The following is a 21,000-nucleotide window of genomic DNA, read 5'->3' as shown; positions in this document are numbered from 1 at the left end:
GGGCTGGAGCGGGCTATTTGACGGCGACCGGGTTGACCGGGGAGCCGACCGCGCCGGTGATCGGCAGCGGAGCGGCGGTCAGCCAGAACGCGTACGCACCGTCGCGTGCGCAGTCCTCGGCGAGCGCGTCCAGGTCCCACATCTCGCCGATGAGCAGGCCCATGTTGGGGATGGCGACCTGATGCAGCGGCTGGAAGGCGTGGTCGAACTCGTTGGGCCGGACCTCGAAGCCCCAGGTGTCGGTGGCGATCGCGGCGATCTCGGTACGGTGCAGCCAGCCGGCCGTGGTGAACGAGAGGCCGGGCGCCGGGCCGCCGGCGTACTCGCCCCAGCCCTCGCGCCGGGCCCGGGCGAGGCGCCCGGTGCGCACCACCACGATGTCGCCCCGGCCGACGGTCACCCCGTGTGCCTGGGCGGCCTCGGCCAGATGCTCCTCGGTGATCGCGAAGCCGTCCGGCAACTCGCCGTCCTCACCGGCCACGTGGCCGACGTCCAGGAGGACGCCGCGCCCGGCCACGTACGGGGCCATGTGCTCGATGCCGGTCACCAGGTCGCCGTCGGAGGTGACGACCTTCTCCGCCGGGCGCCCGTTCCATGCCTTGCCGTGGTCGAAGATGTGGCCGAGCCCGTCCCACTGCGTGGAGCACTGCAGGGGCATGGCGATCACGTCGTCGGCACCGCCGAGTCCGTGCGGGAAACCCTGGTTGCCGAGGACGGCGTCGCTGCCGGTGTCCAGCATCGTGTGCACGGGGTTGGTCCGGCGGCGCCAGCCCTTCTGCGGGCCGTCCATGTCGAACCGCTGCGCCAGCGAGAAACTGACGCCCCGCCGCACCAGCGCGGCGCCTTCGCGACGCTTGGCCTCGTCGAGGAAGTTGAGCGTGCCCAGCCGGTCGTCCTCTCCCCAACGTCCCCAGTTCGAGTACGCCTTAGCGGCCTCGGCGATCGCACCTTCCGGATCGGTCCGGTCCGGAGCCGTCACGACGCCACCTCCGCCACACATCGGGTGCGCTGCGCACCGAGCCCGGCGATCGAAGCGTCCATCACGTCGCCGTCGCGCAACAGCCGCCCCCAGTGCATGCCGTTCCCGGCCGGAGAGCCCGTCAACACCAGGTCACCAGGGAGGAGCTGAGCCAACTGGGAGGTGTAGGACACCATCCGTGCCACGTTGAAGAGCATGTCCTGGGTGGACTCGTCCTGCATGGTCGCGCCGTTCAGCTTCAGTACCAGGCGCAGGTCGTCGGGGTCGGCGATGGACTCGGCGGGCACGAGCCACGGGCCGAGCGGGGTGAACCCGGGCGCGTTCTTGCTGCGCAGCCAGTCGGTGCCGATCTGCGGCATGTCCCGGCGGAAGACGGTGGCCCGGTCGGTGAGGTCGTTGGCGATCGTGTACCCGGCGACGTGGTCCAGCGCCTCGTCGACGGAGATCCGGTGCGCGGGCCGGCCGATGACGGCCGCCAACTCCAGCTCCCAGTCGGGCTTTTCGGCCCACTGGGGGAGTACGACGTCGTCGTAGGGGCCGGTGACGGCGCTCGGCAGGCCGATGAAGACGTACGGCAGGTCCTCCTCCGCCCGCCGGTCCATGAGCTCCGCCGCCTCGGCGCGCCGCTCGTCCTTGGGCCGGTCGTCACCGGGCGCGCGATGGGCGACATGCAGATCGATGACGTGCTGGCGGTAGTTGGCGCCGGACTGGAAGACCTGCCGGGGCTCGACGGGAGCGTGCACCCGGAACTCCGCCAGCGGCCTGCGCCCTACGGAACCTTCGTCGGCCAGGGACCGCAACCGGGGCAGCACCGTCGGCCAGTTCTCCAGGAGGCGGCGAACGGTCAACCGTTCGTCACCGAGGGCGTCACCGAAGGCGTCGCGCAGGTCGACGACGCGCTCGTCGGCCGTGACCAGGGCGGGGAACGCCGGGCCTGTCGGGGCCGAGAGCGTCGCGAGGGCGAAGGGGCCGACGAAGGGCGCGGAAGCGGGAGCGGGTTTCACGGACATGTCCTCCTGATTGCGGTGGGACTAATCTGGACCCGCCACCAACGATCAGGGAAATAGATTGTGTGGATGAAAGCTATCCACTCGGTGGATTGAGCCTGGTCAGGGACGTAACGGCGCCGTACAGCAAGGGGAAAGAACGTGAATCTGGCCCGCCTGGACCTCAACCTCGTCGTGGCCCTGCGCGCCCTGCTGGAGGAGCGCAACGTCACCCGTGCCGGGCAGCGCGTCGGACTGAGCCAGCCCGCCATGAGCGCCGCCCTGTCCCGACTGCGCCGGCACTTCGACGACGACCTGCTCGCCCGCGTCGGCGGCCACTACGAACTCACCGCACTCGGCCAGGTCCTGCTCGACCGCACCGCCACCGCGTACGACGTCATCGAACGGCTCTTCTCCAGCCAGGCCGCGTTCGACCCGGCCGTGGAGAGCCGCGAGTTCAAGCTGGTGGCCTCCGACTACGCCGTCGCCGTCTTCGGCTCCGAACTCGCCCGCGTCGTCCACGAGGAGGCCCCCGGTATCCGGCTGCGGTTCGGGCAGACCCCGCCCACCGTGGTGGACGACACCGCCACGCTGCTCAGCACCGTCGACGGACTGCTCATGCCGCACGGCGTCATCAGCGACTTCCCCGCCACCGACCTCTACGACGACCGTTGGGTCTTCGTGGTCGCCGACGACCATCCGACCGTCACGGACGGGCTCACCCGGCAGGACCTCGCGGACCTGCCCTGGGTCATCTACCAGCGCACGTACGACGCACCGGCCGTGCGCCAGCTGGGGATGCTCGGGGTGGAGCCGCGCGTGGAGGTGTCCGTCGACAGCTTTCAGCTGCTGCCGCAACTGGTGGCCGGAACCCGGCGCATCGCCATGGTCCAGGCCCGGCTTGCCCGCCTGCTCGCGCCGATCACCCCCGTACGGGTCGTGGAACCTCCCTACGAGGCGGTTTCCCTGCGGGAGGCCCTGTGGTGGCATCCGGTGCACACGCACGACGCCGCTCACATCTGGCTGCGGGAGACAGCGGCGCGCGTCGGGTCGACCCTGTCCCCGCCGCTCGGCGGATGAACCTCTGTGCGGCACGGCGGCCTCTGAACCTCTGTGCGGCGCGTCGGCCTCATCCGGCGGCGGTCATGTTCGTGGCTTCCTGAACGAAGCCGAGCGGTGCTGGCTGGGCGCCGAGGGCGGAGCTGCCCTGCCACCAGCAGCCGATCGAGGCGAGGTCGGCCGGATGGATGCGTACGCTGTCCCCCTCCGGCGGTCGCTCCACGAGGTCGGCGACGGGGCCGGACAGCTGGTAGCGGCCCGTGCGGAGACTCCAGTCGAGGTTGGCTCGGATCCACTGGCTCAGCGCGGCGAGGAAATCCCGGGTCGCGTCATTGACCTGGGGTGCGACGCGGTCGCGGAGGAGGAGGAACTGCGCGAGCACCAGATTCCGGGTGGTGATGGCCTCGTCGAGGGCCTCGGCCACGCCGATCCGGTGTTCGCAGGCGATGACATCGACGAGGTTCTGCCTGTCGGCGGTCTGTTGCTCCTTTCCGCGGGACAACAGGTCGTTGTCCCAGCCGACCAGCAGGGAGCACATCTCCGTCAGGGCCCGGACGGAGGGGAGACGGAAGTCCGCTTCCGGGACTTCGTAGCCGCCTCCCACGTCCAGGAGCGTGACGGTGGTCATGACGGCACCGCTGTGGATCCGCATGAGCGCGTACGCGTCGAGGCTCGGGGTGATGTGTTCGTACCGGTTCGCGGCCTTCCCCACGAGGCTGGACAAGTAGCCCCGCATCGCCGTGGACCACCGCTGAAGCTGGGCCGTGCTGGCGAGAACGGCGAGGTGCTCGGTGATCTCGTACAGACTGCTCTCGAACGCGGTGGCGTCGCGGGGCAGCGTGCGGGAGTCCAGGCCGCGGACGAGCCGCGCACAGATGGCTGTGATCAGGGCCGGATCCGGCGGTGTGCCCACGTCGTCGTAGTGACGGTCGTCGAAGGCGAACAGCCAGACGAAGAACCGGGTGACGAGGGTGAGCCGGTCGGCCGGTGCGCGCGGCAGGATCTGCCCGGTCAGCTGGGCCGGCAGCGTACGGGCGATCTTGTCCCGATGTTCGGGCAGCGGGCACATTCCGCTCTGTGCCACCCATGGGGTGATCTGGCTGTCGATACGGGCGGCCTCCGGGTGCGCAGCCGGAGGGACGGGGCAGTAGATGCGGCGGGTCATGACCTGTGCCCCCGGGCGGAGCGGGGAGGGAAGGGAAGCAGCAGCGTCACGGGCGAGGCCACCATGTGCTGCACGTTCAGGAACCTCCGGTAGAGGTCCGGTTCGGTGGGGATCCTGCTCAGTACGTGCAGGAGTGCGGCCCGGCCCGCCCGGGCGGTGAGCGACGTCGGGCCCGAGGACCAGCCCCGGTCGAGGCTGGTGGACATGAACCACGGCAGCAGCAAGGTGCGCGTCGCGCGTTTCTGGTAGGCGCGGCACGCCTCGTCCGGGGAATGCGTGGTGACGGTGTCGCCGAGGAGCCGGGCCTGTTGAGCGGCGACGGTCATGCCGTGCCCGTAGAGGGGGTTGAGGGCGCACAAGGCGTCGCCTATGACGGCGAGCCCGCGCAGCTGTGGCGTGAGACGGTCGTAGCGGTGCCAGTGGCCGCCCAGCCCGGCGTAACGGTGGATGGAGCTCAGGGGCTGGCAGCTCCGCACGATCTCCTTCACATGGGGGTTGTCGAGGGCGGAGGCGTAGGAGTCGAATTGCTCGGGAACGGTGGGGGCGGAGATCCCGCCCGCTCCGAAGAGGCAGACGAGCCAGCGGTCGTTCTCGATCGCGACCACCGTGCCGCCCCGTGGGGTGGTGGGGGCGACGGTGGCCTGCAAGGAGGCTTGGAACCCCAGGTCACAGCCCGGGTCGCGGCGGTAGAGCCGTGAGGTGTAGGCGAGGCTCCCCTCCACCTTCAGGTGCGCGGGCGGCCGCAGACGCGCCTGCCGGAGCCAGTGGGGCAGCCGGGAGTAGCGGCCGTCGGCGACGACGACGAGATCGGCTTCGTACGAACAGGACTCAACAGCCGAGCAGGACTCGTCAGCCGAGCCGGACTCGTCGGCGCCCCTGGGCCGTGCGGTGACCCCTCGTGCGCGGCCGTCACCGGTGATGAGGGCCTCGACCTCGGTGGCGTGGTGGATCCTGACGTTGCTCAGGGCGCCCACACGGCGGCGGATGAGGAACTCCAGCAGGGGCCGGCTGAAGGTTTGCAGTACGAGCCCGGTCCGGACGGAGGGCGACCATCCGGCGGGATAGAGCATCGGGAACTGACCGAAGTCCGAGACGGGCGCGCCGTGTTGGGACAACTCCTCCCGCAGCCCGGGGAAGAGGCCCTCCAACAGGTCCGCCCCGCGCGTGAGCAGTGCGTGCGGGTGCCGGCTCTGCGGCGTGCCGGGCCGGTGTGCGGGGGAGGGGGGAAGGACGTCCTTGTCGAGGACGTCCACCCGGCCGAAGTGGTCCGCGAGAACGCGCGCGGTGACGAGTCCCGCGTACCCGCCGCCTACGACGACCGCACAGCCGTGCGCGGCGCCGCTCACGGTTCGTTGCGCCGCTTCACTCGCAGGAACAGCCTGCGTGGCCGGTAGAACGCGGCCAGCGGAACGGGCCTCACGTCCGGGACGGGCAGGGTCTCCACCTGCCAGCGCCGCGCGACGGACGCCAGGGCGAGGGTGCACTCGCCCACCCCGTACGCGTCGCCGATGCACTTGCGCGCCCCCGCACCGAATCCGGCGAACGCCCCGCGCGGCAGCGTGGCGGCACGCTCGGGCAGCCACCGGTCGGGGTCGAAGGCGTCGGGCCGGGAGAAGACGGCCGGGTTGCGGTGCACCGGCACGGGAGTGATGACGACGGTGGTGCCGGGTTTGAGGTGGCGCCCGGCCAGCTCGGTACCGGTCGAGGTGACCCGGGTGAACAGCCAGCCCGGCGGATACAGGCGGATGGTCTCGGTGATGACCCGGTGGGTGTAGGGCAGCGCCGGAACCTCGCTCCACACGGCGAGCGGACCGGCCAATCGGGCGTCGGCCTCCCTCTGGAGCGCGTCCTGCGCCTCGCGGTTCTGCGACAGCAGGTACAGGCTCCACGTCAGGGTCGAAGCCACCGTCTCGCTGCCGGCGGCGAGCACGGTCACGATGTGGTCGCGCAGTTCGGAGTCGACCACGGTGGCCCCTTCGGCCTTGTGCGCGGCCAGCAGAGCGGCAAGGACGTTGTTCCCGTCGTCGCCCCCGCGCGACTCGGTGATGACGCGCTCGACCGCTCCCCGCAACAGGGCGAGGGCCTCACGGTGACGTCGATTGCCGGGCAGCGGGAGCCGGTTCACCGCCTGCGGCACGAACATCCGCCGGAAGAAGTTGCTGAACACCACGTCGAAGGACTCGCGGATGTCCTCGGTGACCGCGTCGTCGACATGAGTGGAGAACAGCGTGTGCGTGACGATCCGCAGGGCCAGCCCGTACAGCACCGGGTACGCCTCGAAGCTGTGACCGGTGCCCCAGGACGCGGTGAGGTCGGCGATCTGCTGTTCCATGACGGTGGCGTACTTGTCCAGCTGCGCCTCGTGGAACGCGGGCTGCAGCAGCCGCCGTTGCCGTCGGTGGTCCTGGTGGGGGCAGGTGGCCACCCCGTTGCCGGCCATCTCGCGGGCCCGGTCGTAGTACGTGCCGCCCTTGTCGAAGGTGCGGTCGTCCACGAGGGTCTGCCGCAGCAGTTCGGGGTGGGTGGGCACGTAGACACGCGTCGGGCCCAGCCGCATTTCGACCAGGTCCCCGTGCTGCGGCAGCGATGCCAGGAACGCGAACGGGGCCTTGAACAGCGGCCACGCATGCCCGAGCAGGGGCCACCCGCTGGGCACCACACCTGAAGTGAACGTCTGCTCGGGCACGGATTCTCACCTTCCCCAAGGCTGACTGCGTCGCCGCCGGTGGTCCTGGTGGGGGAAGCCTGCCCGAACCCGGACCGCAGCGGTACGCGCATGCCCTGGCGCAGAGGGACATGCGCAGGGCGCACCGCACGTGCTGCCCCAGCCGCCCCGGCCTCGCGGTCCCGCATCGGGTTGCGGCATCACAGCACGTCGGGGTGCGGGCTCCGGAGATCGGAAGCAGGCCACTGGCTGGACGTCAGGTGAGGTCCGTAGGTGGCGCTCCTGGAAACATGCTGATCGTTTCCGGCCCTTCCGTGCACTCGTACACGGTGACCGGCGTCCGCCCTACGCCGTGCTGGAGCGGGTCGAGGTGATCACGACGGAGGTGTAGGGCATGGTGGCGCGGCCGCCGAGCCTGTCGATCGCGGTCCCGGCGCTGTCCAGGACCTCCGCGATGTTGTCCGCGGGGAGCCGGGTGAGGCCGCCGAAGGTGGGGAGTTGGTCGAGCCACTCCTCTCGGGAGTAGGTGCGTTCCCAGGTGAAGCGCCACTGTTCCGGTTCACTGAAGCTGCCGGTCTGCCGGATCCCGTCGGCGATCCTCGCGAACAGCGGCTGGTACGCGTCCACGGCCGACCCCCTCAGCAGGCCGGGGTTGAACGGGGAATCGGGGGCGACCCGTTGGAGGGCTTCGGCGAGGGCGTCGATCACCTCGGCCGGGAGCTGGGGGACGTGGTGGAAGGGCGCGAGCCGACCGCCTGGCCGGAGCACCTGGGCCGCCTTGGCCGCGCCGACGACGGGATCCACCCAGTGCCAGGCGGTGCCGGAGACGACCGTGTCGAACTGCCGCCCGGCCGGCTGCCAGTCCTCGAACCTGGCGATCTCGACCTCAACACCGCTGCGTCGCGCGAAGGCGGCCATCCGCTCGTCGGGCTCGACACCGAGCACCGTGCAGCCGGCCGCCTGGAACTGCCGGGCCTCGATGCCGGTCCCGGCTCCGACGTCGAGGACGCGCCGACCGGGGCTTGCCGCGACGATCCTGTCCACCAGGGCCTCGGGGTACGGCGGCCGGGCGCGGTCGTAGCGTTCGGCGTCCACTCCGAACGACTCGGCCGTCCGCCGGTGGCGATGGGGCTCGGGTCCGGGCTCGTCCGGCTGTCCCTGCGATAAAGTGGGCATGCGCCCACTCTAATGGGCGGTTGCCCACTTGTTAAGGCGGGGCGGAGGGGGAGACCATGCCGTCAGGGGTGCACATCCACAACGTGCGCGGCCAACTGTTCGCAGCAGCCGAGCGCGTCCTGCTCCGGGACGGGCCTGACGCGTTGACCAGCCGGGCGGTCACGGAGGAAGCGAACTGCGCCAAGGGCGTGCTGCACCGGCACTTCACCGACTTCGACGCTTTCCTGGCGGAACTGGTCCTCGACCGCGTCCGCGGCATCGAGGACCGCACCACGACTCTGCGCGCGGCCGCCGGGACCGGGAGCGTGGTGGACAACCTCGCCGACGCGCTGCGGGACCTGTTCGGGCCCGTCACGGTGGCAACCGTCGCGCTCATCATCTTCCGCGACGGCCTCCGCGTCCGACTGCGCGAGGCCGGTCTGACCGGCATCCCGCTGGCCGTGCACGGCGCCGCCATGGTCGCCGCGTACCTCACCGCCGAGCGGGAGCTGGGGCGTCTGGCCGGTGACACCGACATCGAAACACTCGCCCCCACCCTCGTCGGGGCCGGGCACCTGCTGTTCGCCGACCGGACGAGCGCCCCGCCCCAGACCGCCGCCGTCCGCAAGATGGTGACCACCGTCATCGCGGGCGTCCTGCGACCTCAGGCATAGGCCGGGCCACCGGTCGGGCGGCGGAGGTTCGCGCTGCGTCCATGAGGCCGAGCGGCCGGATGACCGGGAAGACGTCGGCACGCAGCGCGGGCCGACCGCCGCTATCGGCAAGCGAATCCACCTCAACGCTCAGGGGGTGGAACTAACGGCTGGCACGCGTACGCGTATCGATGAAGTGGTCAAGCAGTGAAGGAATTAGAGGGGGAGATGGTGGAGAAGTGAAGGGGTGAGATGCCGGTTCCGTCGGGCGGTTGAGACGACCGGTGGCCCGGCCGCCTTTGAACTGTGTTCTCGTGCCGGATTTCCGGGCGTACGCATTTCCCGGGCCTCGCTCTCCTGTACGCATCGCCACGGACTGCGGCCGGCCCCGGTGTACTCCGGGGGCATGCGGTACGCAGGGGGGGAGCGCTCCCACCGCGAGGCAGGTCGTCGCCGAGGCGTCGCCTGTGATCCGTGTAGCCCCTCCCCGAGCCCGCCCGGAGCGGCGCGCGATGGCCCGCCAACGCCCCGCGCGTCGCGTCGAAGGACGTTCCGATCAGGTGAACGGGCATGCACTCCGCATGAATTGGGCGGCCGATCCACCCCCGGCGGTGGCTGATCCACCCTCAGCGGTGGCCGATCCACCCCCGTCGGCGGTCGTGGCGGCCGGTCCGGCACGGGGTTCCGCGCACCCCGGCGGAGCCGAACTCCCCCGTCGTCCGTACCGCCACCACCGTGCTCCGGCCCGCCGTGCCGCCCCCTCCGTGGTGCCCGGTTCGCCCGCCCCGGGCACTGCGAAAGACGGGGCCGTGCCGTCCGTGTCAACTGCCTTTGAACCGTGGGCCGAGCGGACGGAACGCTGCCCGATTCGCGTACCGATCCGTGAAACGCAAACGCCGTTGGACTTCCCGTACGGGGTTCCGGTCCGGCCGCACCGGTGTCGCGCTCTCACGCACAGCGACGACGGGGCGTGGTGCGCCGTCTCGCCCCGGCTGCCGGTGCCCTGCCCGGAGTTCCGTCTCGGCCGGGGCGGACGTCCGCCTGCCGGACGTCCGGCAGGCCGACTCTGACGTTCTGCAATCGATTGACCGCAGAACACGGCACACCGGCATGCGGGCGTGACTCTCGGTATCGGTGGCCACCGCTGTCCTCGCCCACCCGTCTGCCTTCCGTCCGCCTCCCGCCCGCCTCGCGGAGTGCGGCGGCGCCAGGGCGGCAGTGCGCCCCCGTCACGGAAAGGAACCGGCCCTTCCGGAGGAATTCATTGTGCTCAGCCCTTCGCAGGCGCGACATCGTAAAGGCCGTCGGAGGGCAGCCGTGCGCGGTCACCGGGTTTCTGTATGCGCATTCCTGAAGGTCGGGTGCAGTGCTCGTTCTGATGCGAACGTTCCGTCTGGCGGGCACCGAAGTCAGTGGCTGTCACGGCCCCCGTGGCATTGCCCGGCGCGCCGTTGTGATTGCGGGTGCGGTGGTGTCTTTTCGCCAAAAGGGGAGAGGCGAAAGCGCCACGGGGCCCGCCGGTCGGTGAAAGGCTGACTTTCCCCCTTCCGGGAAGGGGTGACGAGCCGGAATCAGTCCCGAGTGGGTGAACCGTTTGGCGCTATAGATCAGTTGTTGTCCCTTTTATGGTCTCTGGTTTTGCGCCCCGTTCGGCCTCCGGTCGTCGACGGAGAGTGGTCAAAGCTCATCCTCCGGCCTTCCTCAAGGTCAGATTCAGCCAACCGAAACCTCTCATAAACCGTGCTTGACGCCTCCCGGGGGAACTGTTAAAAAAGCGGCGGAAAACCTGCGTCACCGCTGGTGACAGCAGAAGAGAGGTGGGGGCACTTCCTGGGGGGCACCTGCGAGAGATTCCGGCCAACGCTGCTGGATTCGCGTGGGAGTTCGCAGATCAATCGCATTCAGACCTTTTTCTTGCTGCTCGCAGGCGTGCCTGTCGAGCCTGACGAGCACGTTGAGAAAAAGGTTCCTTTCTTTCGCACACCCAAAGCGTATGTGGCGTGTTCTGCACGCCGTCCCGTCCGCTTTGCTTGCCATCTTCGGCCTACTGAACGGTGTGGAACGTGAAAGCATATTTGGCCATCCTGCGCATCGGTGACTACCGATTGCTCTGGTCGGCCCTCGTCCTGAATCTCCTCGGGGACGGCGCCACCTACGCCGCTCTCGCGTGGATCACGCTGGAGAAGGCGGGAGCCGCGGGGCTCGGCGTTCTCGGTGTGTGCCTCACCCTCCCGGTGATCCTGGGCGGGGCAGTCGTCGGACCACTTCTCGACCGGTTCTCCCGGCGCAAGCTCTTCATCTACGACTCGGTGTTCCGTGGTTTCGTCGTCGCCCTGATCCCCCTGCTCGCCATGCTGGACGCGCTCCAGACCTGGCACCTCTACGGGGTGGCGCTGGTCTACGGACTCCTCAAGATCATCCCGTTGGCGGGCACGCCCGCCGTGCTGCCCGAACTGGTTCCCGAGGACAAGCTCCAGGCGGCCTCCGGCCTGGAGGCCACCGCGATGGGCGTCGCCAACGTGGTCGGCCCGGCCCTCGGCGTCGCGTTGATCACCGCCTTCGGCGCACCTCAGGTGCTCATCCTGGACGCCGTGACCTATCTGGTCTTCGCCTTCCTGATCAGCCGCATCAAGGCCCCGATGGGCCGGCCCGAACCGGTGGGCGAGCCCGGCACCAAGGACGCCCGGCCCGGCTGGGGCCCGGTGTTCCGCCTCATCGTGCGCGACCGCTTCCTCCTCGTGCTCACCCTGTCCTTCGGCGCCTTCAACGTCTCGGCGGGCGCGCTGATCGTGGCGTTGCCCTGGCTCTCGAAGTTCGAGTTCGGCGGCGGCCCTGGCATCCTCGGCCTGATGCTGGCCGTCATGGCGGCGGGCGAGCTGATCGGCTCCCTCGTCTCGGGCGCGGTGCAGACCTCCGAGCGGCAGATGCTCCGCATCGGCGTGCTCCAACTCCTGTCCGGTGCCGTGCTGTTCCTGCTGCTGCCGACCGCACTGCCGTGGATTCTGCTCGGCCTCGTGCTCAACGGCATCCTGTCCGCGCCGATGACGGTGCTGGGCGGCGTGGTGCGCATGACCCGCGTCCCCAACGCGATGCGCGGCCGGGCCATGACGCTGATGCGCACCGTGATGGCCGGCTCACTGCCCGCCGGTTCGGCGCTCGGCGGCATGTTGCTGGCAGGCAGCCACTACAGTGCCCTGATCCTGGTGGTCTCCGCGCTCGCGGCGGCTCCCGGCGTCCTGACCGTGCTCCTCTTCCGCAACACCCCGTTCCGGCTGGGGGTGACTGCAGCAGATGACCAGCGCGCCCAGCGGGACTCCGACCCCGACTCCGATGCCGTCCGCGCCACGTCCTGACATCCGGCTCCCGGAACTCCGGTTCCCCGAGCAGCGGGTTCCCGGGTCCCGGCCGGACACGGAGGGCGACGCCACACTCCTGATCACCGACAGGCCGCGTACCCGGGAGTCCGCCTCCGGTCCCCTCGGCATCCTCCGGGTTCCCGGAGCGGGCGGACCGACGGCTCTCGCGGCACTCGCGATCCTGCTGCACCGTCACACCGGCCAGTCCCGGCTGCTCCTCGACATCGGCACCGCCGAGGGCGGCGTGGGCGCACTGACCCTGACGGTGGACCCGGCCGAGTCCGTGGCCGAACTGCTCGCCAGGACGGACCGGGCTCCGGCGCGGGAGCCTGCCGCCGGCGCACCCGTACGGTTCGTGCGGGCCCCGCGCGCCGGGGCCGACGGATCGTACGAACCCCCCGAGGGGCCGTACGAACTGATCGTGACCCGCGACGGCCACGACCTGCTCCTCGGGTACCGCACAGCGCTCTTCGAGGAGGACACCGCCGCCCGGCTGGCACGGCAACTCATGCTGATCAGCGCCTTCCTGACGGAACGTCCGCAGGCGGCGACCGGCGACGTGGACCTGCTGGCCGAGGGCGAGCGGGACCAGGTGGTCGGGGCCTTCAACAACACCGGGCTCCCCTACCCCGACACCGCCACGGTGCACGGACTGTTCACCGAACAGGCCGAACACACTCCGCACGCCGTGGCCGTCAGCTGGCGCACCAAGCACCTGACGTACCGTCAACTCAACTTGCTGTCCAACGAGTTGGCGGGACGTATCGTCGCCTCCGGTGCACGGCCTGGCGACCGGGTGGGCCTGCGCACCGGACGTACCCCCGATTTCGTGATCGGCGCCCTGGGCATCCTCAAGGCGGGCTGCGCCTACCTCTCGGTGGAGCCCGACTACCCCGCCGAACGCGCCGCCTGGCTGCTCGCTGACGCGTCCGTACGGGTTCTGGTGACGGCCGGAGACCTGCCGGTGGACCTGCCCTTCGACGGCACGGTCCTCACCCCGGACTCCGAGGCGGTGGACGGGCCCACCCGTCCCGGCGGGACCGGGGTGCCGGTGGCCGCGCACGACCTGGCGTACGTCTGCTACACCTCCGGCACCACCGGCAAGCCCAAGGGCGTCGAGGTCGTCCACCGCAACGTGGTGCGGCTGGTGAAGGGCGCCGGGTACGTGGATCTCGGGCCGGACGTCAGGATGCTGCCCACCGGCTCGACCGCCTTCGACGCGAACACCTTCGAGATGTGGGGAGCCCTCCTCAACGGCGGCTCGCTGCGCCTGGTGGACAGCGACGTGATCCTCGACGCCCACTGTCTGGGACGGGAGTTGGCCGAGCACCGCATCACCACGCTGTGGCTCACCTCGCCCCTGTTCAACCAGTTGGTGGAACAGGACGCGGCGCTCTTCGCCCCGCTGCGCGAACTGGTGGTGGGCGGCGACGCGCTGTCGCCCGTACACGTCCGGAAGGTGATGGACGCCTGCCCCGGCGTGACGCTCGTCAACGGGTACGGCCCCACGGAGAACACCACCTTCTCCGTGACGCACCGGCTGGAGCGCTCGGACCTCGGGCGCATCCCGATCGGGCGGCCGATCACCAACTCCACGGCGTACGTCCTGGACGAGCGGGGCCGCCCCTGCCCGGTCGGCGTGCCCGGCGAGCTGTGGCTCGGCGGGGCCGGGGTCGCCCGAGGCTACCTGGGGCGTCCCGAGCTGACGCAGGAACGTTTCGTCGCGGACCCCTTCGGCCCCGAGGGAGCCCGGCTCTACCGCAGCGGCGACCTGGCGCGCTGGCGCCCCGACGGGGTGCTGGAGTTCTTCGGCAGGCGCGACCTCCAGGTCAAGGTGCGCGGCTTCCGGGTCGAGCCCGCCGAGATCGAGACGGCCATGCTCGCCCACCCCGACGTGGCGGAGGCCGTCGTCGTCGCCCGGTCCCGGCCGGGCCGAGGCGACAAGTACCTGTGCGGCTACTACACGGGTCCCTGCCCGCCCGACCCCCACCGCCTGCGCGACCTGCTCGCGGCCGAACTGCCGGGTCACATGGTCCCCGCGTACCTCGTCCCGCTGCCCGCGCTGCCGCTCAACCACAGCGGCAAGGTGGACAGGGCCCGGCTGCCCGACCCCGACGGCGGGCACCTGCTCGCGGGGGCCGACTACCTCGCGCCCTCGGACGAGACCGAGCGCGCGGTCGTCGACATCGCCGAACGGGCGCTCGGGATCAGCGGCATCGGCACAGCCCACGACCTGCGCGAACTCGGAGCCGACTCGCTCACCGCGACCCTGATCGCGGCGGGCGTGCAGGAACGGCTCGGCCGGCACTGCCCGGTCAGCGCGGTGCTGCGCGCCGGCACCCCCGCCAGGCTCGCGGAACTGCTGCGGCAGGCCGCACCCGGGCCCGCCCGCCGACTGCCGCTCGCGCCCGAGCAGGAGACGTACCCCCTGACCCCGCAGCAGCGCCAGCTCTACTTCGAGCAGGTCAAGGACGGCCGGGCGGTGCACTACAACGTGCCGCTCAGCCTGGAGCTGCCCGCCGACACCGATCCGCAGCGCCTCGCGCGCGCCCTGGCCGACCTGGCCGTGCACCACGAGACGCTGCGCACCCGCTTCGTCGTCGAGGAGGGCGAGGTGCGTCAGCGCATCGAGCCGCACGTCGAGGTCGAGGTGCGGGTGAGCGAGCAACCCCCTTACCCCATGGGGGAGTTCGTCCGCCCCTTCGACCTGGGGAGAGCGCCGCTGTGGCGGGCGGACGTGCACCGCACGCCGTCCGCGGTGATCCTGCGGCTCGACCTGCACCACATCGTGGTGGACGGGTTCTCGCTCGCGCCGCTGCTCCAGGACCTGGCGACGCTCTACGCGGGAGGAGCGCCGCAGCCCGCGTCCACCCGCTACCGGGACTACGCCGTATGGCGCGAAGGCCCCGCCGGGAGAGCCCTGCGCGAGGCCCAGGAGCCGCACTGGCAGCAGGTCCTCGCCGCCCCCGTCGATCCGGCGGACCTGCCGACCGACACCGCCAGGCCCGCCCTGCGCGAACTCGACGGCGCTGTGACCGAGTCGGAGATAGGACCCGAACTCACCGCGCGGCTGCGCCAGTTGGCCCGGGATGAGGGAGTGACGCTGTTCGCGGTGCTCGCCGGTGCGTACGGCGCCCTGCTCGCCTCGCTCAAGGGCACCGACGACATCACCGTCGGCACCCCCGTCTCCGGCCGCACCGCCCCCGGGCTGCACCGTACGGTCGGCATGTTCGCGAACACGGTCGTGCTGCGCACCGCGGCCACGCCTGCCCTGTCCTTCGCCGCCTACCTGCGCCACTTCGCGGACGTCGCCGAAGCGGCCTTCGCGCACCAGGACTTCCCCTTCGAGGACCTGGTCTCCGGGGCGGCCCCGGCACGCGACTACAGCCGCACCCCCCTGTTCGACGCGTTCGTCGCGCTGCACAGCGGCCGCTACCTCGCGGTCGACTTCCAGGGGGCCAGGGTCCCGGTGCGCCTGGAACAGACCGGTCAGGCCGTGTTCGACCTGGACCTCCAGGTCTACGAGGTCGCCGGATCGCTGCGGACGGCCTGGCGGTACTCCAGCGGACTGCTGCGCCCGGACACCGTGGACGCCTGGCGGCGCGAGTTCCTCCGGCTGCTGGAGACGGTCGCCGAGGATCCCTCGGTCACGCTCGGCACCCTTCTGCCCGCACTGGTCCGCACGCCCGGCGCGCCCGAACCGGTACTCGACTTCGACTTCTGACACCCGACGGGCACGCCCCTCGACGGCACACGTGCACGTCCCCTCTCCACCCTCACCCGTCAATCCCACGCGTACGGATCCCTCGTACGCCGCGCACGCACGCTTCACCCGCACACCCCGTCGGCCCGCAGGCGCACGTCTCACGCGCGCCTTCGCCGTCGGCGGCTCAGCCACACCCGAACGGCTCCATCCGAACGGCTCACAGCTCAGTGCAGGAGAAACAGATGCCACTGCTCGACTCCGGGGCGAACAGCTCCGCCGCCCCCTCCCCGGCCGCGTACTGGCGATCCCAGTTGGCCTCGCTCACCCAGACGCCCGGCTTCCTTCCCGACCTGCGTCCGCACCGCACCGAGGACTCCCCGGCGCGGCCGGAGCACGGCACCCACGCCGTGCGCCTCGGCACCACGCTCACGCAGCGGCTCGACCGGATCAGCCGCGACCAGCCCGAGATGCTCTCCGTCGTCCTCACCGCCGTCCTCGCCGCCCTGGTCGCGAGGTACACCGGTGAGCAGGACGTGACGGTGTCCCAGCCGACCCGGGGCGCCGATCCCGAGTTCGCGGGCGGCCCGCTGCCGCTGCGCATCACGGCCGGCGGCACCCTGAAGGAACTCCTGGGCCGGGTGGCGACCGCCGTCCGCGCGGCGGAGCACCACCAGAACCACGCGGTGGCCGACCTCGCCGCCGAACTGGGCCACGGCGACGCCTTCGCCGTCGCGGTGACCCTCGACGGGTACCACGACGCACCGGACACCTCCGGCGACGGCGTCCGCCTCACCGCCGCCCGCGACGGCGCGGAGCTGGTCGTGACCGTCTCCTACGACACCACCCGCCACACCATCGCCTCCGTCGAGCGGATCGGCGCGCACTACGCCCTGCTTCTGGAGAAGGCCGCGGACGCCCCGGACGCCGACCTCGCGGGCATCGACCTGTACACCGCCGACGACGAGGCGGTGATCGCGGCGAGCAACGAAACCGGACGCCCCTTCGACGCGGACGCCACCCTGCACGGGCTGTTCGCCGCACAGGCCGCACGGACCCCCGACGCGCCCGCCCTGCTCACCGACGAGCTGACCCTCTCGTACGCCGAACTCGACGCCCGCTCGCAGCAGTTGGCCCGCACCCTGCGTGAACGGGGCGTCGGCCGGGACACGATCGTGGCCCTGGTCGCCGAGCGCTCCCCGGAAATGATCACGGCGGTCCTGGCCGTGCTCAAGGCAGGCGGCGCCTACCTGCCCGTCGACCCGTCGTACCCCCAGGCCCGCATCGACTACCTGCTCTCCGACAGCTCCGCCCGCCTCGTCCTGCACCAGGCCCGCTTCGCCGACCTGCTCGGTGACACGCCCGGACTCGACCTGGACGACGAGGCGTCGTACGCGGCCGACTCCTCGGCCCCCGAACCGGACGCCGGGGCGGACTCCGGCCCCACGGACACCGCCTACGTCATCTACACCTCGGGCTCGACCGGCCGCCCCAAGGGCGTCCTGGTGGAGCACCGCAGCGCGGTCAACCGGCTCACCTGGATGCAGCGCGCCTACCCGATCGGCCCCGAGGACGTGATCCTCCAGAAGACGTCGATCTCCTTCGACGTATCGGTGTGGGAGCTGTTCTGGTGGTCGTTCACCGGAGCGGCGCTCGCCCTGCCCGCACCCGGCGCGGAGAAGGACCCGGCCGCCCTCGTCGCCGCCCTGGACCGGCACAAGGTCACCACCACGCACTTCGTGCCGTCGATGCTCACCATGTTCCTCGGGCACCTCGCCCGCTTCGGCGACGGCACGGCCCCCGGCGCACTGCGCCAGGTCTTCGCCAGCGGCGAGGCCCTGGGCACCGCGCAGGCCGCCAGGTTCGCCCAACTCCTGCCGCAGACATGCCTGATCAACCTGTACGGGCCGACCGAGGCGACCGTCGACGTCACCCACCAGCCCGTCGAGGGCCTCGACGCCGTGGCCCGCCTGCCCATCGGCCGGCCGATCGACAACATCCGGCTGTACGTCCTGGACGCGGCCGGACGCCAGACGCCCGTCGGCATGCCGGGCGAGCTCCACGTCGCGGGCGTGGGCGTGGCCCGGGGCTACCTGGGCCGCCCCGAACTGACCGAGGAGAAGTTCGTCTCCGGCGACGCGGTGCGCGAAGCGACCGGCGAGGAGCGCCTGTACCGCACCGGCGACCGGGCGCGCTGGCTGCCCGACGGCACCCTCGACTACCTGGGCCGGGTCGACCTCCAGGTCAAGGTGCGCGGCTTCCGGGTGGAGCCGGGCGAGATCGAGGAGCGGCTGCGCGCCCACGACGCCGTACAGGAGGCCGCGGTCGTCGCCGTGGACGACGGCTGGCAGACCTCGCTGCGCGGATTCGTCGTCCTGGACGGCGAGGCGACCGAGGCACAGCTCAAGGACCACGTACGGGCCGCGCTGCCCGAGTACACGGTGCCGGGCCGGGTGGTGTCCGTGGCCGAGCTGCCGCTCACCCCGAACGGCAAGCTGGACCGGGCCGCCCTGCGCCGCCCCGAGGCGCTGCGCAAGCAGGCCCCCGCGCACGTCGCCCCGCGCAACGAGCGCGAGGAGACCCTGGCGGAGATCTGGAAGGCCGTGCTGGGCCGCGAGAAGGTCGGCGTCCACGACAACTTCTTCGCCCTGGGCGGCAACTCCATCCACTTCGTGTCGGTGCTCGCCAAGTCCCGTGCGGCGGGCCTGGACTTCACCTTCCAGCAGCTCTTCAAGCACCAGACGATCGCGCTCCTCGCGGACTCGATCGCGGCGGAGCAGCAGACCGCGACCGTCGCCGAGGACGTCGCCTCGCGCGGCGCGTTCCAGCCGTTCGAGCTGATCGGCGACGCCGACCGGGCACTGCTTCCCGAGGACGCGGAGGACGCCTACCCGCTGTCGATGCTCCAGGCGGGACTGATCTTCCAGACGGAGATCACCGGCGGACTCGGCCAGTACCACGACGTGCTCAGCTACTCGATCACCGGCGGCTTCGACACGGAGGCGTTCACCGAGGCGGTGCGGCTGCTGACGCTGCGCCACCCGATCCTGCGGACCACCTACCACCTGACCGGCTACAGCGAGTTCCTGCAGATCGTGCACGACGAGGTGCCCACCCCGTTGACCGTCGCCGACCTGCGCCACCTCGACGCGGACGGCCAGGAGGCGTGGCACGAGGACTGGCTGACGCGCGAGAAGGCCCGCCGCTTCGTGTGGGAGGAGGGCGGCCTGGTCACCCTGCACGTGCAGGTGCTCAGCGACGAGCTGTACCGGTACACCGTCAGCCAGCACAACTCGGCGCTCGACGGCTGGTCGATCTCGCTGCTGCACACGCAGCTCTTCGAGCTGTACCACCAGGTGCGCGAGGGCCGCGACACCGCGCGCCCCGTGGTCGACAACCACCTGCGCAACTTCGTCGGACTGGAGACCGAGGCGCTGCGCTCGCCCGCCTCCCGGGAGTTCTGGCTGGACGTGCTGGAGGACGCGAGCCCGGCCGACGTGCCGCCGAAGCCCGGCGCGGTGGCCACCGACGACTTCAAGGTCGTCCTGCGCGACGTACCGCTCCCGGCCGGGCTGACCGAGCGCGTGCTGGCGACGGCCGACGCCCTGTCGGTGCCGTTCAAGGACGTGCTGCTGGCCGCACACATGAAGGTGCTGGGACTGGTCTGTGGCCAGGACCGGGTGATGACCGGCTACGAGCACAGCGGCCGCCCCGAGCTGCCGGGCGCGGAGACGACACTGGGCCTGCACCTCAACTCCGTGCCGTTCCAGATCGACCTGAGCGGCGGCAGCTGGGCGGACCTCATCCGCCGGGTCTACCGCGCCGAGCTGGACCTCCTGCCGCACCGCCGCTACCCGATGGCGAAGATGAAGCAGGACCTCGCCACCCAGCGCACCCTGTTCGAGACGACGTTCAACTTCACGCACTTCTACCTGCTGAAGGACCTCCAGGAACTGCCCGAGTTCTCGCTGCTGGACATGCGGGTCGACTCCGAGACGGAGTTCCCCTTCCGTACGGAGTTCTCCCGGCACTTCTTCGACGACGAGGTGCAGCTGTGCCTGCACTACCACACGCACCTCTACGACGAGGAGCAGATCGACCGCATCGGCGGCTACTTCGTGCGCGTACTGGAGCTGATGGCGAGCGAACCCGACGCCCCGCACCAGGCCCGGCAGTTGCTGGCCGACGAGGACCTGGCGCTGCTCGGCCGTACCAGGCAGGACGAGCCCGCGACGGTCGTGACGGGCACTGCGGGCGCGGCCTCCGAGGCCACCGTCTCCCGGATCCGTACGGCCTGGCAGGGCGTGCTCGGCCTCACCGCCCAGGACATCGGCGTGGACGACGACTTCTTCGCGCTCGGCGGCAACTCGCTGTCCGCACTGCGGGTCGTCCTGGAACTGGACGGCCTGGTCACCCTCTCCGACCTCACCCGCGTCTCCCGGCTCGCCGAACTCGCGGCGCTCGTCGAGGCACGCGGTCAGGAGGAGGCACCGGAGGAACTGCTGCACCTGCTCAGCTCGAAGGCCGAGGGTGCCAGGGCGGCCGTGGTGTGCGTGCCCTACCCCTGTGGGCACCCGGTGAACTTCAAGCCGCTCGCCGAGCAGATCGAGAAGCTGGACCCGTCGCTGGTCGTGTACGGCCTGGAGCCCCCCGGGCACGACCCGAGCAGCCCCGGCGAGTTCACCGACGTGCTGGAGACGGCGGCACGCACCGCCGACGAGATCGAGCACAAGGCCGACCTGCCGCTGATCCTGTGGGGACACTGCGGCGGCGCGGCCGTCACCGTGGAGCTGGCCCGCGTCCTGGAGGACCGGGGCTTCGACCTGCGGCACGTGTTCATCGGGTCCAAGCTGCTGCCGCCCGCCCAGGACATGCAGGAGTCGATCGACATGATCGAGACCTGGTCCGACGACCAGATCATCTCCTACATGGTCGAGGAGACCGGGTACGGCGAACTGGACGGCCTGGACCACCGCTACACCGCGTTCATGGGCCGCCTCTTCCGGCACGACGTGTGCGGCGGCTACCGGTACTTCATCAACGTGACCGAGGAAGAGCCCGACTGGCGGATACAGGCACCCGTCACGGCCGTCGTCGCCGACGACGACAAGGGCCTCACGCACGCCAAGGACGAGTTCCGCAGCTGGGAGCGCGTCGCCGCGCACGTGAACTTCCTCGAACTGGCCGGTGGCGGCCACTACTTCGTGCGCGGCAACCCCGCCGGCACCGGAGAACTGATCGTGCGGGCGTGGGCGTCCGCCGCCGAGTTGGAGGGCTGA

Annotated in this window: 11 protein-coding genes; 5 read left to right on the top strand and 6 right to left on the bottom strand. The window is 71.0% G+C overall.

The features are described from left to right. Positions 1 to 13: 13 nt before the first annotated feature. Both OG897_RS33025 and OG897_RS33020 read right to left on the bottom strand, forming a co-directional pair. Positions 14 to 1,000 carry a cyclase family protein gene (locus OG897_RS33025; RefSeq protein WP_266662753.1) on the bottom strand — a complete coding sequence of 329 codons (987 nt, stop codon included), beginning with the start codon at positions 998 to 1,000 and terminating at the stop codon, positions 14 to 16. Continuing rightward, complete coding sequence (locus OG897_RS33020) at positions 976 to 1,989, bottom strand: fumarylacetoacetate hydrolase family protein (protein ID WP_266662752.1); 1,014 nt, start codon at positions 1,987 to 1,989, stop codon at positions 976 to 978. The genes OG897_RS33025 and OG897_RS33020 overlap by 25 nt, the downstream gene beginning before the upstream one ends. Before the next feature lie 138 nt (positions 1,990 to 2,127). Here OG897_RS33020 and OG897_RS33015 point away from each other — a divergent pair, with 138 nt between their 5' ends. After that, positions 2,128 to 3,045, top strand: a complete 918-nt coding sequence (locus OG897_RS33015) for a LysR family transcriptional regulator (RefSeq protein WP_266662750.1) — start codon at positions 2,128 to 2,130, stop codon at positions 3,043 to 3,045. Between the two features lie 49 nt (positions 3,046 to 3,094). Here OG897_RS33015 and OG897_RS33010 read toward each other — a convergent pair whose 3' ends face one another. The 4 genes from OG897_RS33010 to OG897_RS32995 form a co-directional block, all read right to left on the bottom strand. Next, the gene (locus OG897_RS33010) at positions 3,095 to 4,189 is read right to left on the bottom strand and encodes a terpene synthase family protein (RefSeq protein ID WP_266662748.1); all 1,095 of its coding nucleotides are present in this window, start codon (positions 4,187 to 4,189) and stop codon (positions 3,095 to 3,097) included. Beyond that, positions 4,186 to 5,535 (bottom strand): NAD(P)/FAD-dependent oxidoreductase, encoded by a 1,350-nt coding sequence (locus OG897_RS33005; protein WP_266662745.1) that lies wholly within the window; start codon positions 5,533 to 5,535, stop codon positions 4,186 to 4,188. The genes OG897_RS33010 and OG897_RS33005 overlap by 4 nt, the downstream gene beginning before the upstream one ends. Next, the gene (locus tag OG897_RS33000; RefSeq protein WP_266662739.1) at positions 5,532 to 6,875 is read right to left on the bottom strand and encodes a cytochrome P450; all 1,344 of its coding nucleotides are present in this window, start codon (positions 6,873 to 6,875) and stop codon (positions 5,532 to 5,534) included. Before OG897_RS33000 ends, OG897_RS33005 begins: the two co-directional genes overlap by 4 nt. 324 nt (positions 6,876 to 7,199) lie before the next feature. Further along, entirely contained in the window at positions 7,200 to 8,030 is an 831-nt protein-coding gene (locus OG897_RS32995) for a class I SAM-dependent methyltransferase (RefSeq protein ID WP_266662737.1), read from the bottom strand. A gap of 56 nt (positions 8,031 to 8,086) precedes the next feature. Between OG897_RS32995 and OG897_RS32990 the strand changes: the two genes are divergently transcribed. The 4 genes from OG897_RS32990 to OG897_RS32975 all read left to right on the top strand — a co-directional run bounded on the left by OG897_RS32990 (position 8,087) and on the right by OG897_RS32975 (position 21,000). Further along, positions 8,087 to 8,683 (top strand): helix-turn-helix domain-containing protein, encoded by a 597-nt coding sequence (locus tag OG897_RS32990; protein ID WP_266662735.1) that lies wholly within the window; start codon positions 8,087 to 8,089, stop codon positions 8,681 to 8,683. A gap of 2,042 nt (positions 8,684 to 10,725) precedes the next feature. Continuing rightward, positions 10,726 to 12,015 carry an MFS transporter gene (locus OG897_RS32985; protein ID WP_266662733.1) on the top strand — a complete coding sequence of 430 codons (1,290 nt, stop codon included), beginning with the start codon at positions 10,726 to 10,728 and terminating at the stop codon, positions 12,013 to 12,015. After that, positions 11,993 to 15,742 (top strand): amino acid adenylation domain-containing protein, encoded by a 3,750-nt coding sequence (locus OG897_RS32980; RefSeq protein ID WP_266662731.1) that lies wholly within the window; start codon positions 11,993 to 11,995, stop codon positions 15,740 to 15,742. The genes OG897_RS32985 and OG897_RS32980 overlap by 23 nt, the downstream gene beginning before the upstream one ends. Positions 15,743 to 15,966: 224 nt before the next feature. Then, positions 15,967 to 21,000, top strand: coding sequence for a non-ribosomal peptide synthetase (locus OG897_RS32975; RefSeq protein ID WP_266662730.1), 5,034 nt, complete (start codon positions 15,967 to 15,969; stop codon positions 20,998 to 21,000).

It is taken from the genome of Streptomyces sp. NBC_00237, assembly GCF_026342435.1.
GTDB lineage: Bacteria > Actinomycetota > Actinomycetes > Streptomycetales > Streptomycetaceae > Streptomyces.
The sequence above is the reverse complement of the archived record's forward strand: the minus strand, read 5'-3'. Positions and strand labels throughout refer to the sequence as shown.